Genomic DNA, 13,647 nt, shown 5'->3' with positions numbered 1-13,647 from the left:
CTAGGCCGGTTGCCCCGGCGGCATGTGCGGGTAGGTCGGGACCGTCGTCGACCGAGGAGGAGCCATGGAGCTACCCGCCATCGTCAGCCGCGCCGGAGGCGCGCTGCTGAGCACCCTGCAGCACGTCCGCATCCCGGGCGTGGGGCAGGCGTCGGTGACCGACGACCCGGCGACCGCCGCCCGCCGCTGGCGGGCGGTCACCGTGCTGAAGGCGCCTGACCAGGTCGGTTCGCCGGCGTCGCCGCCGCCCCCGCTGGACCGCTTCGGCGACCGGGTCGAGGTGCGCATCGCCGCAGCCCCCGGGGACAGGGGGACCGAGCTCGCGGCCCGCTTCAAGGAGACGCCGACCGACGACGAGATCGGCGAGCTGCGCGCCGCGCTGCGCGAGGCGAAGCAGCGGCTGGAGACCGGTGAGGTGCTGCGCGTGGACCCGCAGCCGCACGGCTTCCGCAAGCCGACCCCCCAGGGCGCGGCCCTGGAGGGCATGACGGGATCGGCTGCGAAGGAGGGTGTGCTGTGAAGGCCGCGACGTGGACCGGGGTCAACGAGGTGTCGGTGGAGGACGTCCCCGAGCCGCAGCTCCTCAACGACCACGACGTGATCCTGAAGATCAGCCAGTCGGTCACCTGCGGCTCCGACCTGCACCTGATCGGCGGCTACATCCCGTTCATGCGCGCCGGTGACGTGCTGGGCCACGAGTTCATCGGCGAGGTCGTCGAGGTCGGCAAGGAGGTCCGGAACCGCAAGGTCGGCGACCGCGTCGTCGTCGCGCCGTTCGCGGCCTGCGGCAGCTGCTGGTACTGCAAGCAGGAGCTGTACTCGCTCTGCGACAACGGCAACGCGAACCCGGGGATCACCGAGGGGCTGTGGGGCCAGAGCCCCGGCGGGTGCTTCGGCTACTCGCACGCGATGGGCGGGTACGCCGGCAGCCACGCGGAGTTCATGCGGGTGCCCTACGCCGACGTCGGCACCTTCGTCGTCCCCGACGGGGTCTCCGACACCCGGGCGCTGTTCGCCTCCGACGCCGCATCGACCGGCTGGATGGGCGCCGACCTGGCCGGGACGAAGCCCGGTGACGTCGTCGCGGTCTGGGGGGCCGGCGGCGTCGGTCAGATGGCCGCCCGCGCGGCGATGCTGCTGGGTGCCGCACAGGTCGTGGTGATCGACCGGATCCCCGAGCGGCTCGCGCAGGTGCGGGACAACGTGGGCGCCGAGGCCGTGGACTACACGACCACCGACGTCGTCGCGGAGCTGCGCGAGCGCACCGGCGGGCGAGGCCCGGACGTCTGCATCGAGGCCGTGGGGATGGAGGCGCACGCCCCGGGAGCGCCCGGCATCTACGACCAGGTCAAGCAGCAGCTGCGGCTGCAGACCGACCGGCCGACCGCGGTGCGCGAGGCGATCATGGCGTGCAGGAAGGGCGGCACGGTCTTCACCCTCGGGGTCTTCGCCGCGATGGTGGACAAGTTCCCCCTGGGAGCGGCCATGAACAAGGGCCTCACGATCCGCGGCGCCCAGGTCCACGCCCAGCGCTACATCCCGGAGCTGCTGCGCCGGATGGAGGCCGGGGAGCTGGTCACCGAGCACCTGGCCACCCACGTCATGCCGCTGACCGAGGCGCCGGAGGGCTACCGGCTGTTCAAGGAGAAGGAGGACGGCTGCGTGCGCGCGGTCTTCCTGCCCTGACCGCGGGCGGCGCAGCCCGGCATTGACCCCGAGGCGGACATCCTGCCCGCCGGGATGTCCGCCCGCGGGTCACCGCCGTAGGGCTGCTGCCCGCCCGATGCGTGACGACCCCCTCCCGCGGTGCGGGAAGGGGTCGTCGGCGGTCGCGGTCAGCGCCGGGCGTCGGGCCGGTCGCCGGGCTGGCCCACCGGCGGCGGGACCGACGTCGGCGCGGCCGCGCCCACGGCCTCGGTCGCCTCCTCCGCGGGATCTCCGGGGTCGCTGGTCGCCGTGCCGGCCGCCTCGCCCTGGCGGGCCTGGATGCCCGACTTGGTGCTCAGCGCCAGCTGGGGCAGGAAGAGGAACACGAAGAACCCGACCGCCACGACGCAGGCGGCGATGAGGAACACCAGGTCGATCGAGTTCGAGAAGCCGACCTTGAAGGGCTGGGCCAGGGCGGCCGGGAGCTCCTGGATGAAGGAGGTGTCGTCCAGCGCTGCTCCGCCGCCGGCGTCCAGCTGCTGGAACTGCGGGGCCAGCTCCGGGTTGGCCCGCACGGTGTCCTGCACGGCGGCGTCGATGTCCCGCGGCAGCCGGGTGAACAGGATCGACAGGAAGGCCGCCGTCCCGATCGTGCCGCCCATCTGGCGGAAGAACGTGACCGAGGAGGTGGCCACGCCCATCTCCCGGGGGGAGACGGCGTTCTGGACGGCGAGGATGACCGGCTGGAAGTTGAAGCCCAGCCCGAGGCCCAGCAGCACCATGAACGGGACCAGGGACCAGATGGAGGTGTCGGCCTCGACGAGGAAGGACATCGACAGCAGCGCGGTCACCATGAGGGCGATGCCGACGAGCGGGAAGACCTTGTACTTGCCGGTCCTGGAGATGGCGATGCCGGAGCTCATCGCGCCGACCATGATCCCGCCGACGAGGGGGATCATCTGCAGCCCCGCCACCGTGGCGCTGGAGCCCTGCACGATCTGCAGGTACTGCGGCAGCAGCAGCAGGCCGCCGAACATCCCGGCACCCATGACCACGCTGCCCACACCGCTCACCGCGAAGCTGCGGTTGCCGAACAGCCGCAGGGGCAGCAGGGCGTCGTCCCCGTACGCGCGCTCGGCCAGGAGGAACAGCACGAAGCCGACGGCGCCGATCACGTAGCAGGTGACGGCCGCCGAGGAGGTCCAGCCCCAGGTGCGGCCCTGCTCGGCGACGATCAGCAGGGGGACGAGGAAGGTGACCAGCGCCAGGGCGCCGGGCCAGTCGATCCGGTGCTCACGGCGCTCGTGCGGGAGGTGGAGCACCCGCCACACGGCGGCGAAGGCCAGCACGCCGAGCGGCACGTTGATCCAGAAGATCCAGCGCCAGCCGTCGACGCCGAGGATCGAGTCGTGGCCGGCGAAGAAGCCGCCGATGACCGGGCCGAGCACGCTCGAGGTGCCGAAGACGGCCATGAAGTAGCCCTGGTACCGCGACCGCTCCCGGGGCGGGACGATGTCGCCGATGATCGCCAGCGCCAGGGACATCAGGCCACCGGCGCCGATGCCCTGGACCGCCCGGTAGGCGGCGAGCTGGTACATCGTGTCGGCGATGCCGCACAGCGCCGAGCCGACCACGAAGATCGTGATGGCGAACAGGTAGAACGGCCGCCGGCCGTAGATGTCGGAGAGCTTGCCGTAGAGCGGCGTGGCGATGGTCGAGGTGATGAGGAAGGCCGTCGTCGCCCAGGCCTGCAGGTCGTAGCCCTGCAGGTCGTCGGCGATCGTGCGGATCGCGGTGGCCACGACGGTCTGGTCCAGGGCCGCCAGGAACATCGCGACCATCAGGCCGACCAGGATGGTGACGATCTGCCGGTGGCTGAAGGTCCCGCCGGAATCGGGTGCGGCGGCGGCCGCGCGGGCGCTGCGGCGCGCCGCAGCGGCGTTGCGGGTGGTCTGGCTCATCGGGTCTCTCCGGCTGGATCGGTGCTCGGGGTGGAGGCGGCGGCGTTCTCGGCGGCTCCGGGCAGGTCGGCCGCGATGTCGTCGAGCAGGCGGCCGAACAGAGTGGTCAGGGCGGCGAGGTCGGCCTCGTCCCAGTGCGCGGTCACCCGCGCCAGGTGGGCCGTCCGCTCGCTGTGCAGCGCTTCCAGGGCGGCGCGTCCGGCATCGGTGACGACGAGCAGGCTGGCCCGGCCGTCGCTCTCGTCGGCGACCCGGCGCACCAGCCCCTGCTCCACCAGTGCCGCCACGTGCCGGCTGATCGTGGAGGGGTCGGCGTGCACCAGGTCCGCCAGGGCTCCTTGGCGGAGGGCTCCGAGGCGCACCAGGGGGAAGAGCAGGACGAGCGCTGCGCGGTCGCGGTTCTCCGGGCCGGAGGCCTGGTTCTTCAGGGCCTGGACCAGTCGCATGAACCGGGGCAGCTGCTCGGAGAGCAGTTCCACCTGCGGACGGCCGCCCGTGGGGGTGGTGGCCGCTCCGGGGCGCGCGGGGGAAGACATGGGCCTCCAGGAACGGGGAAATTGGATGTAACGTACAACCCGTTGTGCGGTGCATGCAACGAGTTGCGGTCCGCACGGGCGGTGACCTGCCCCACCGCCGCCGCGCCGGGCGGTCGGGCAGTGGGATCCTGGACGGCGGCCCGCCCGTCCCGGGGTCGGCGCCCCGGTACCCCGTCCCGGCCGAGAGGAACGCGAGCGCCCCCGTGAGCCATGTGCACCCCGAGCAGCGGGCGCCGCGCGACGATCTCCGGGAGCGCCTCGCCGGCCTGACTCTCGCCGACGAGCACCGGCTGCGCCGCCGGCTGGACGGGCTGCGCCGGACGAAGGACCAGGGGGCGCGCGACCGGCAGCGGGAGCGCATCGCCGCCGACGTCGCGGCGGCCGAGGAGCGGATCGCACGGCGGCGGGCCGCCGTGCCGGCGATCGGCTACCCCGAGGAGCTGCCGGTCAGCGCCCGGCGCGAGGACATCGCCGCCGCGCTCCGGGACGCCCAGGTCGTGGTCGTCGCCGGCGAGACCGGGTCGGGGAAGACCACCCAGCTGCCCAAGATCGCCCTCGAGCTCGGCCGTGGCGTGCGGGGCCGGATCGGGCACACCCAGCCGCGGCGGATCGCGGCACGCAGCGTGGCCGAGCGGATCGCCGAGGAGCTCGGCACGCCCCTCGGCGAGGTCGTCGGCTTCAAGATGCGCTTCGCCGACCAGGTGTCGGACTCGACGCTGGTGAAGCTGATGACCGACGGCGTGCTGCTGGCCGAGATCGGGCACGACCGGCTGCTGCGCCAGTACGACACGATCATCATCGACGAGGCGCACGAGCGGAGCCTCAACATCGACTTCCTGCTGGGCTACCTCGCCCAGCTGCTGCCGAAGCGGCCCGACCTGAAGGTCGTCATCACCTCCGCGACGATCGACGTCGAGCGGGTCGCGAAGCACTTCGGTGATGCGCCGGTGGTGGAGGTCAGTGGCCGCACCTACCCGGTCGAGGTCCGCTACCGCCCCGTGGTGGACCCGGACGATCCGGACGCCGATCCGGACCGCGACCAGGTGAGCGCGATCCTCGACGCGGTCGACGAGCTGGTCGCCGAGGGGCCGGGCGACATCCTGGTCTTCCTCGCCGGCGAGCGGGAGATCCGCGACACCGCCGACGCACTGGCCGACCGCGCCCTGCCGAACACCGAGGTGGTGCCGCTCTACAGCCGGCTCTCGGCCGCCGAGCAGCACCGGGTGTTCCAGCCGCACACCGGCCGGCGGGTCGTGCTCTCGACCAACGTCGCCGAGACGTCACTGACGGTTCCGGGCATCCGCTACGTGATCGACCCGGGCACCGCGCGCATCTCCCGGTACAGCCATCGCACGAAGGTCCAGCGGCTGCCCATCGAGCCGGTCAGCCAGGCGTCGGCCCGCCAGCGCTCGGGACGGTGCGGGCGGCTCGGCCCGGGCGTCGCGATCCGGCTCTACAGCGAGGACGACTTCCTCGCCCGGCCGGAGTTCACCGATCCCGAGATCCTGCGCACCAACCTGGCGTCCGTGCTGCTCCAGATGGCCGCGCTGGACCTCGGGGAGGTCGCCGAGTTCCCGTTCATCGACCCGCCCGACCGCCGCTCCGTCGCCGACGGGCTGGCGCTGCTGGAGGAGCTGCACGCCCTCGACGAGCACGGCAGGCTCACCCCGACCGGCCGCGCCCTGGCCGCGCTGCCGCTGGACCCCCGCATGGCCCGCATGGTGGTGGAGGCCGACCGGCGCGGCGTCCTCGACGAGGTGCTGGTCATCGCCGCCGGCCTGACCATCCAGGACCCGCGCGAGCGGCCCGCCGAGCACCAGCAGGCCGCCGACCAGATGCACGCCCGGTTCGCCGACGAGAACTCCGACTTCCTGGCCCTGCTCAACCTGTGGCGCTACCTCGGCGAGCAGCAGGACGCGCTGTCCGGCAACCAGTTCCGCCGGACCGTGAAGCGGGAGTTCCTGCACTATCTCCGCATCCGCGAGTGGCAGGACCTGCACGGCCAGCTGCGCGGCACCGCGCGGCGGCTGGGCATGGCGGTCGGCGAGCCGGCCGGCGAGCCCGACGAGCGGGGCATCCACGCGTCCCTGCTCGCCGGGCTGCTCAGCCACGTGGGGCTGCAGGTCGAGCACGGCCAGGGGCGGCGGGGCGGGCAGGAAGCAGAGCGTGACAAGCGCCCCGGTCGCGAGTACCTGGGCACCCGGAACACCCGGTTCGTGATCGCGCCGGGCACCCCGCTGGCGAAGAAGCCGCCCCGCTGGGTCGTCGCCGCCGAACTGGTCGAGACCAGCCGGCTGTTCGCCCGCACGGTGGCCCGCATCGACCCCGAGACCGTCGAGAAGCTCGCCGACCACCTGGTCAAGCGCCAGTACTCCGAGCCGCGCTGGGACGCCAAGCGGGGCTCGGTCGTCGCCACCGAGCGGGTGACCCTCTACGGGCTCCCGCTGGTCGTGGGCCGGCGCGTCCAGTACGGCTCCATCGACCCGGTCGTCTCCCGCGAGCTGTTCATCCGGCACGCCCTGGTCCAGGGGGAGTGGACCACCCACCACCGCTTCTGGGCGGAGAACCAGCGCGCGATCGAGCGGGTCGCGGAGCTGGAGGAGCGGGCCCGCCGGCGCGACATCGGCGTCGACGACGAGACGCTGTTCGAGCTGTACGAGGCCCGCATCCCCGCCGACGTCGTCTCCACCCGGCACTTCGACCGCTGGTGGAAGCGCGCCCGCCACGAACAGCCGGACCTGCTGACCTTCACGCCGGAGATGCTCACCAACGCCGCCGCGGCGGCGCAGGTCCGGCCGGAGGACTACCCCGACGAGGTGCGCCTGACCCAGGGCCTCGCCCTGCCGCTCTCGTACGCCTTCGCCCCCGGCAGCGCCGAGGACGGCGTGACCGTCGACGTGCCGCTGGGCGTGCTGGACTCGGTGGCGCAGCGCACGTCGGGCGAATCGCTGGCGTTCACCGTGCCGGGGCTGCGCGAGGAGCTGGTGACGGCGCTGCTGCGCACGCTGCCCAAGCCGCAGCGCCGGGCGCTGGTCCCGATCCCCGACCGGGTCCGCGCCGTCCTGCCCCGGATCGACCCCGGCGAGCCCCTGTTGCCGGCCCTGGAGCGGGAACTGCGACGGACGGCCGGTGTGGTGATCCCGCCGGACGCCTGGCAGCCGGACCAGGTGCCCGATCACCTGCGTGCCACCTTCCGCGTGCTCGACGACCAGCAGCGGCCGCTGGCGACCGGCAAGGACCTCGCGGCGCTCAAGGCCCAGGTGGCGCCGCACGCCCGGGCCAGCCTGGCGCGGGCGGCGTCGGACCTCGAGCGGATCGGCTGCACGTCGTGGCAGTTCGGTGAGCTGCCGCGCACCGTGGAGGTGCGCCGCGGCGACCACGTCGTCACCGCCTATCCCGCGCTGGTGGACGAGGGGACGACGGTCGGCGTCCGGGTGGTCCCGACCGAGGCGGAGGCGAGCCGGCTGACCTGGCGTGGCGCGCGCCGGCTGCTGGTCCTGGTCGCGGGCTCGCCGGTCAAGCAGGTGGTGAAGGGGCTGCGGCCCGCCACCCGGCTGGCCCTGCAGTTCAATCCGGACGGCGAGATCCCCGACCTCGTGGCCGACTGCGTCGACGCGGCCGCCGACGAGCTGATCGCCGCGGCGGGCGGCCCTCCGCGGGAACCGGAGGCCTTCGCGGCACTGGTGACCACGGCCAAGGCGCAGTTGCAGCCGCTCGCCGTCGACGTCGTCGGCCGGGTCGAGGCCGTGCTGACCCGGGCGCGCGAGGTGGCGGTGGCGATCGGTGCGGCGCCGGGCCGCCGGGTGCCCGACGCGGCGGTCGCCGACCTCCGGCGCCAGATGACCGGGCTGCTGCACCGCGGCTTCGTGGCCGCGACCGGTCGCCGGCGCCTGCCCGACGTCGTCCGGTACCTCACGGCGATGGCACACCGGCTCGAGAAGCTGCCGACGAACGCGGCGCGCGACGAGCTGTGGATGCAGCAGGTGGCCGCGGTGACGGCCGAGTACGAGCAGCTGCGGCGGCAGGTCCCGCCGACCGGGGCGCCGGACGACCCGGTCGTCCGGGTGCGCTGGATGATCGAGGAGCTGCGGGTTGCTCTCTTCGCCCAGAACGTCGGCACGCCGCGCCCGGTCTCCGAGCAGCGCATCTACAAGGCGATCGACGCGATCCTGGGGTAGTCCGACGGGCTCACCCGGCCGCGCCGGCGCCGCTCTCCTTCAGCAGCGCCGAGATGCGCTGGCGGGTGACGCCGAACAGCGCGGCGATCCGGTTGATGCTCACCTGCTCGCGCTGCAGCGCCGCCGCCTCCTCGCACCGCCAGGTGTGGCCGGCCGTCGCCAGGGAGGTCAGCACGGTGGAGACCCTCTCGACGACCAGCGGGCGGGACTCCTCCGTCACCAGCTCCAGCCAGGGCCGGCCCGCGCGGCGCTCGACCAGCAGCCGGTCGGCCCGGGCGCGAGCGCGTTGCAGCTCTACGAGCGAGCCGTCGATGCAGGCGATCAGGCCTTCGAGCGCCTGCGTGGCGGGCTCGTCCGGTGCTGCGTCCGGACTGGGCATGCTGCTCCTCACGGACGCGGGCAACGGGACGGGCGAACTCTAGCGGGATATATATCGCACACAACCGGCATGGGGCGCAAGGGGGGTTGCGCCCCGTGCTTCGGCAGTGGACAGTTGCGCACAACACAGTCGAGTTCCCCGTCCGAACTGCCGATGAGTCCGGCATCGGGCGGCCGCGCCGACCCGCCCGCCGGCAGAACGGAAGGCTCCATGTCCACGCTCAGCGCCAGCCTCGACCTCCCCCCGGTCGCCGCCAGTGTCCCGGCTGCCCGGCGGCTGGTGCGCGAGCTGCTGCGGTCGTGGGGCGCCCGCCAGGACCACGACGACGCGGCCCTCCTGGTGACCGAACTGGTGGCCAACGTCGTGGACCACGTGGGCGGCAGCGCGTGTCTCACCGTGGAGGCGACCTACTCCGAGGACTGGCTCCGGCTCGCCGTCGTCGACTGCTCCCCGGTCCGGCCGGCGGTCCAGCAGCTCACCCCGGACCGACCCCGCGGGAGGGGCATGCTGATGGTGGAGGTCCTCGCCGACCGGTGGGGGTGCGAGGACTACCGCGACGGCAAGCGGGTGTGGTTCGAGCTGCGTCCGCCCCGGCTGTGATCCACCAGCTGGTTTGCCGCCCTCGCCGAGCGGGGACGGGCGGAGGGGAAGCCAGCCGAAGGAAGGGACTGCGCGATGAGCGAGCCGAACACCCACGCTGCAGGTGAGGGAGTCTCCGACGAGGAGATGATCGAGACCGTCGCCGGCCAGACCGACAGCGCGTCGGAGAACGCCGACGTGGCGGGCAAGGACTGGGACGGCGATCCGGGCGCGGCGCCCGCGCCCACCGACGAGGCCTGACCTCCCGACGTCCCGCACCGCCCCCGTCCCGCTCCCGGGACGGGGGCGGCGCCGCGTTCCGTCGCCGGGTCCGCGCTGGCAGACTTCGGTGATGACCGCCACAGCCGAGGTGCGGCCCGCACCCTCCGGGGCGGCGCTCGGGCCGCTCGCCCGCCCCGCGCGCACCGCGGTGCGCTGGGCCGTCCGGCACGCCCTGCCGGCGGTCTACCTGTCCCGCAGTGCGCGCCGCGGTGACCTGGTCGGCCGGCTGATGCGTGATCCGGCGCTGCGCGAGCACCCCTACGACCTCTACGAGCAGCTGCGCGCCCGCGGCCCGCTCCCGGGCAGCAGCCTGGGTCTGGTGACGACGTCGCACCCCGTTGCGCAGGAGGTCCTGCGCAGCGACCGGTTCGGCGTCGGCTGGGACCGTTCGGCCGCCCCCGGGGTGATCCGCTGGGCGCTGGAGTTCGGCGACGACCCCACGGCGGCCGGTGTCGCCGAACCGCCGTCCATGCTCGTGGTCGACCCACCCGACCACACCCGGTTCCGCCGGCTGGTGAGCCGGGCCTTCACCCCCCGGGCGACGGCGGCGTTCGAGCCGGTCATCCGGCGCACGGCCGAGCGCCTCCTGGACGACCTGGCGCGCCGCGACGGCACGGTCGACCTCGTCGGTGCCTACGCCGCCCAGCTGCCGGTGCTGGTGATCGCGGACCTGCTCGGCGTGCCTCTCGAGCGCCGGGAGGACTTCCTGCGGTGGGGCGCAGCGGCCGCCGCGACCCTGGACCCCGGCCTGCCGCTGCGCCGCTACCTCGCCGCCGAGAAGGCGCTGCGGGCCATGCACCGATTCCTGGCGGAGCACTTCGCGCGGCTGCGTCACGACCCGGCCGACGATCTGGTCAGCCGGCTGGTCACCCTGCCGGCGGAGGAGGCGCTCACCGACCGGGAGCTGCACGCCACGGTGCTGCTCCTGCTCGGCGCCGGCTTCGAGACCACGATGAACCTGCTGGGCAACGCCGTCGTGCTGCTCGACGTGCACCCCGGCGAGCGGGAGCTCCTCCGCAGCGGCGCCGCGGGCTGGGACGACGCCGTCGAGGAGGTGCTCCGGCTGGACAGCCCCGTGCAGGTGACCGGCCGGACGGCGCGCGCAGAGGTCGAGCTCGCCGGGCGGACGGTGGCCGCCGGCACCCGGGTGACGCTGCTGCTGGGGGCGGCCAACCGCGACCCCGAGGTGTTCCCCGACCCGGCGAGGTTCGACGTCACCCGGGCCAACGCGCGGGAGCACCTGGCCTTCTCCGGCGGCATCCACTACTGCCTGGGCGCGGGGCTGGCGCGGCTGGAGGGCGCCGTCGGGTTGCAGGCGCTCGACGAGCGCTTCCCGCGGCTGCGGGTGGCCGGCCGTCCGCGGCGCCGCGACCTGCGGACCCTCCGCGGTTTCGAGGTCCTCCCGGTGACCCTGCGCTAGGAACCCGCTCCGCTCCCTGTTGATCAGGTCACCTGATCAACAGGGGTCCTGGCTCACGGTGGACGGTGAGCCAGGACCCCTGCAGGTGAGCCAGGACCCTCGAGGTGAGCCAGGACCGCCCGTTCAGCTGCCGGGGACCAGCATCCCGGCGCCGACCGTCGCGTTGGTCGCCTCGTCCACCAGGATGAACCGGCCGGTCACCCGGTTGCGGCTGTACTCGTCCACGAACAGCGGCTGGGTGGTGCGCAGCCGCACCCGGCCGATGTCGTTGAGGCCGAGCTCGGTCGCGCCCTGCTCGCGGTGCAGCGTGTTGACGTCCAGCCGGTACTGCAGCTCCTTGACCACCGCGCGCACCGAGCGGGTCGTGTGCTTGACGGCCAGTCGCTGCCGGGGACGCAGCGGCTCGTCGGTCATCCAGCACACCAGCGCGTCCAGGTCCTGCGTCACGTGCGGGGCGTTCGCGGGCCGGCAGATCAGGTCGCCGCGGGAGACGTCCAGGTCGTCGGCCAGCCGGACGGTCACCGACATCGGGGCGAAGGCCTCCTCGACGGGGCCGCGCGGCCCGTCGATGCCGGCGATCGTCGTCGTCAGCCCGCTGGGCAGCACCTGGACCTCGTCGCCGGGGCGCAGCACCCCGCTGGCGACCGTCCCGGCGTAGCCCCGGTAGTCGTGGTGCGCGTCCGACTGCGGGCGGATCACGTACTGCACCGGGAACCGGACGTCGATGAGGTTCCGGTCGCTGGCCACGTGCACGTGCTCGAGGTGGTGCAGCAGCGAGGAACCCTGGTACCAGGGGGTGTGCTCGGAGCGGCGGACGACGTTGTCGCCGTGCAGCGCCGAGATCGGGACGACGGTGAGGTCGGGGACGTCGAGCTTCGCGGCGAACGCGGTGAACTCGTCGCGGATCGCCTCGTAGGTGTCCTCCGACCAGTCGACGAGATCCATCTTGTTGACCGCGACGACCAGGTGGGGCACTCGCAGCAGCGAGGCGAGGAAGGCATGGCGCCGGCTCTGCTCCAGCATGCCCTTGCGCGCATCGACCAGCACGATCGCCAGGTCGGCGGTCGAGGCGCCGGTGACCATGTTCCGCGTGTACTGCACGTGACCGGGGGTGTCGGCCAGGATGAAGGTGCGCCGCGGGGTGGCGAAGTACCGGTAGGCGACGTCGATGGTGATGCCCTGCTCGCGCTCGGCGCGCAGGCCGTCGGTGAGCAGGGCCAGGTCGACGTAGTCACCCTTGCTCGCGCGCTCGACCGCCTCGTACTGGTCCTCGAACACCGCCTTGCTGTCGTAGAGCAGGCGGCCGATGAGCGTGCTCTTGCCGTCGTCCACCGAGCCCGCGGTGGCGATGCGCAGGATGTCCTTGCGCGCGGTGGCGATCTCCGCCGCCGCCTCCGCCGCGGGTGAGTGGACGTCGATGGGGGCGTCGGGGTGGACGCCGGGCTGGTCGGCGGAGCCGGCGGTCATCGGGAGATCTCCTGGCAGAGGACGGCGGAGCGGCGGACGCTGGGGTCCGTCGTCCGGGGAGGCAGAGCGTGTTCGTGCTGGTCGCGGCGGTACCGGCGCTGCTCGTCGTGGTCGCCGGCTACGTCGTCGGCTTCGCGGTGGCGGGCTGGGTCTGCGACCTGCTCGGCGCGCGACCGGGCAGCACGCCGGAGGTGACCGGCTGGTCGACGGGCGTGGTGCTGCTCGCCGCCGTGGTGCGGGCGCTGCTCGTGCTCCGGCGTCGCCGCGGACGGGAGGGGCATCAGAAGTAGCCCTCCTTCTTGCGGTCCTCCATCGCGGCGTCGCTGACCTTGTCGTCGCCCCGGGTGGCGCCGCGCTCGGTCATGCGGGTCACCGCGATCTCGGCGATGACCTCCTCGACCGTGGTGGCGGTCGACGGCACGGCGGCGGTCAGGTTCGCGTCACCGACGGTGCGGTAGCGGACGCTCCGGCGCTGGACCTCCTCGCCCTCGCGCGGGGAGATGAACTGGTTGACCGCGTACAGCATGCCCTGGCGCTCCACGACGTCCCGCTCCTGCGCGAGGTACAGCGGGGGGATGGCGATCTCCTCGCGGAGGATGTACTGCCAGATGTCGAGCTCGGTCCAGTTCGACAGCGGGAACACCCGGATCGACTCGCCGAGGTGGATCCGGCCGTTGTAGAGGTCCCAGAGCTCGGGCCGCTGGTTCTTCGGGTCCCACTGGCCGAACTCGTCGCGGAAGGAGAACACCCGCTCCTTGGCGCGGGCCTTGTCCTCGTCGCGCCGGGCGCCGCCGAACAGCGCGGTGAACCCGTGCTCCTCGACCGCGTCGAGCAGCACCGGCGTCTGGATGCGGTTGCGGGAGCCGTTGGGCTCCTCCTTCACCGTGCCCGCCGCGATCGCCTCGGGCACCGAGGCGACCACGAGCTGGACACCCAGCTCCGCCACCCTCCGGTCGCGGAACTCCAGGACCTCCGGGAAGTTCAGCCCGGTGTCCACGTGCATGACCGGGAACGGGATGCGCGCCGGCGCGAAGGCCTTGCGGGCCAGCTCCAGCATCACGATGGAGTCCTTGCCGCCGGAGAACAGCAGCACCGGCCGCTCCAGTTCGGCGACCACCTCACGGATGACGTGGATGGACTCGGCCTCCAGCGTCTCCAGCTGGCTGAGCCGGTAGTCGGGCGTCGTCACGCTCTCGTG

12 protein-coding genes are annotated in these 13,647 nt (G+C 73.4%); 7 read left to right on the top strand and 5 right to left on the bottom strand.

All coding sequences use genetic code 11. The features are described 5' to 3' along the window. The first annotated feature begins 64 nt into the window (after positions 1-64). Both ACI799_RS04380 and ACI799_RS04375 read left to right on the top strand, forming a co-directional pair. Entirely contained in the window at positions 65-520 is a 456-nt protein-coding gene (locus ACI799_RS04380) for a hypothetical protein (RefSeq protein ID WP_456589978.1), read from the top strand. Continuing rightward, positions 517-1,686 carry a zinc-dependent alcohol dehydrogenase gene (locus ACI799_RS04375; protein ID WP_456612504.1) on the top strand — a complete coding sequence of 390 codons (1,170 nt, stop codon included), beginning with the start codon at positions 517-519 and terminating at the stop codon, positions 1,684-1,686. Before ACI799_RS04380 ends, ACI799_RS04375 begins: the two co-directional genes overlap by 4 nt. Positions 1,687-1,835: 149 nt before the next feature. On the opposite strand, the gene ACI799_RS04370 is transcribed toward ACI799_RS04375, so the two are convergent. Together ACI799_RS04370 and ACI799_RS04365 are read right to left on the bottom strand one after the other, a co-directional pair. Further along, positions 1,836-3,608, bottom strand: coding sequence for an MDR family MFS transporter (locus tag ACI799_RS04370; protein WP_456612503.1), 1,773 nt, complete (start codon positions 3,606-3,608; stop codon positions 1,836-1,838). Further along, complete coding sequence (locus tag ACI799_RS04365) at positions 3,605-4,144, bottom strand: MarR family winged helix-turn-helix transcriptional regulator (protein ID WP_456589975.1); 540 nt, start codon at positions 4,142-4,144, stop codon at positions 3,605-3,607. Before ACI799_RS04365 ends, ACI799_RS04370 begins: the two co-directional genes overlap by 4 nt. 203 nt (positions 4,145-4,347) lie before the next feature. On the opposite strand from ACI799_RS04365, the gene hrpA reads away from it, so the two are divergent. Then, positions 4,348-8,322 (top strand): ATP-dependent RNA helicase HrpA, encoded by a 3,975-nt coding sequence (gene hrpA / locus ACI799_RS04360; protein WP_456612502.1) that lies wholly within the window; start codon positions 4,348-4,350, stop codon positions 8,320-8,322. Between the two features lie 10 nt (positions 8,323-8,332). Here the strand turns inward: hrpA and ACI799_RS04355 are convergent, their stop codons facing one another. Continuing rightward, the gene (locus tag ACI799_RS04355; protein WP_456589973.1) at positions 8,333-8,701 is read right to left on the bottom strand and encodes a hypothetical protein; all 369 of its coding nucleotides are present in this window, start codon (positions 8,699-8,701) and stop codon (positions 8,333-8,335) included. A gap of 210 nt (positions 8,702-8,911) precedes the next feature. Between ACI799_RS04355 and ACI799_RS04350 the strand changes: the two genes are divergently transcribed. The 3 genes from ACI799_RS04350 to ACI799_RS04340 all read left to right on the top strand — a co-directional run bounded on the left by ACI799_RS04350 (position 8,912) and on the right by ACI799_RS04340 (position 10,982). Beyond that, positions 8,912-9,301: an ATP-binding protein gene (locus ACI799_RS04350; protein ID WP_456612501.1), complete on the top strand. Its 390-nt coding sequence runs from the start codon at positions 8,912-8,914 to the stop codon at positions 9,299-9,301. A 75-nt stretch (positions 9,302-9,376) separates the two neighbouring features. Continuing rightward, positions 9,377-9,541 (top strand): hypothetical protein, encoded by a 165-nt coding sequence (locus ACI799_RS04345; RefSeq protein WP_456589971.1) that lies wholly within the window; start codon positions 9,377-9,379, stop codon positions 9,539-9,541. 91 nt (positions 9,542-9,632) lie between these two features. Continuing rightward, on the top strand, positions 9,633-10,982 hold the full coding sequence (locus ACI799_RS04340; RefSeq protein ID WP_456612500.1) for a cytochrome P450: 1,350 nt from the start codon (positions 9,633-9,635) through the stop codon (positions 10,980-10,982). Between the two features lie 123 nt (positions 10,983-11,105). Here ACI799_RS04340 and ACI799_RS04335 read toward each other — a convergent pair whose 3' ends face one another. Further along, entirely contained in the window at positions 11,106-12,449 is a 1,344-nt protein-coding gene (locus ACI799_RS04335) for a sulfate adenylyltransferase subunit 1 (protein ID WP_456589969.1), read from the bottom strand. 68 nt (positions 12,450-12,517) lie between these two features. On the opposite strand from ACI799_RS04335, the gene ACI799_RS04330 reads away from it, so the two are divergent. Further along, a complete protein-coding gene (locus tag ACI799_RS04330) occupies positions 12,518-12,739 on the top strand; it encodes a hypothetical protein (RefSeq protein ID WP_456612499.1) in 222 nt (73 codons plus the stop codon). Here ACI799_RS04330 and cysD read toward each other — a convergent pair. Beyond that, positions 12,730-13,638, bottom strand: a complete 909-nt coding sequence (cysD, locus tag ACI799_RS04325) for a sulfate adenylyltransferase subunit CysD (protein ID WP_456589967.1) — start codon at positions 13,636-13,638, stop codon at positions 12,730-12,732. The two genes, ACI799_RS04330 and cysD, sit on opposite strands and share 10 nt — an antisense overlap. Positions 13,639-13,647: the final 9 nt, after the last annotated feature.

This window comes from Blastococcus sp. SYSU DS0753 (assembly GCF_054051175.1).
The sequence above is the reverse complement of the archived record's forward strand: the minus strand, read 5'-3'. Positions and strand labels throughout refer to the sequence as shown.

Excerpts from the sequence above, each read along its gene's own strand:
- ACI799_RS04355 (WP_456589973.1), bottom strand. The coding sequence starts at position 8,701 with ATGCCCAGTCCGGACGCAGCACCGGACGAGCCCGCCACGCAGGCGCTC.
- ACI799_RS04350 (WP_456612501.1), top strand. The coding sequence starts at position 8,912 with ATGTCCACGCTCAGCGCCAGCCTCGACCTCCCCCCGGTCGCCGCCAGT.
- ACI799_RS04370 (WP_456612503.1), bottom strand. The coding sequence starts at position 3,608 with ATGAGCCAGACCACCCGCAACGCCGCTGCGGCGCGCCGCAGCGCCCGC.
- ACI799_RS04365 (WP_456589975.1), bottom strand. The coding sequence starts at position 4,144 with ATGTCTTCCCCCGCGCGCCCCGGAGCGGCCACCACCCCCACGGGCGGC.
- ACI799_RS04380 (WP_456589978.1), top strand. The coding sequence starts at position 65 with ATGGAGCTACCCGCCATCGTCAGCCGCGCCGGAGGCGCGCTGCTGAGC.
- ACI799_RS04345 (WP_456589971.1), top strand. The coding sequence starts at position 9,377 with ATGAGCGAGCCGAACACCCACGCTGCAGGTGAGGGAGTCTCCGACGAG.
- ACI799_RS04335 (WP_456589969.1), bottom strand. The coding sequence starts at position 12,449 with ATGACCGCCGGCTCCGCCGACCAGCCCGGCGTCCACCCCGACGCCCCC.
- ACI799_RS04340 (WP_456612500.1), top strand. The coding sequence starts at position 9,633 with ATGACCGCCACAGCCGAGGTGCGGCCCGCACCCTCCGGGGCGGCGCTC.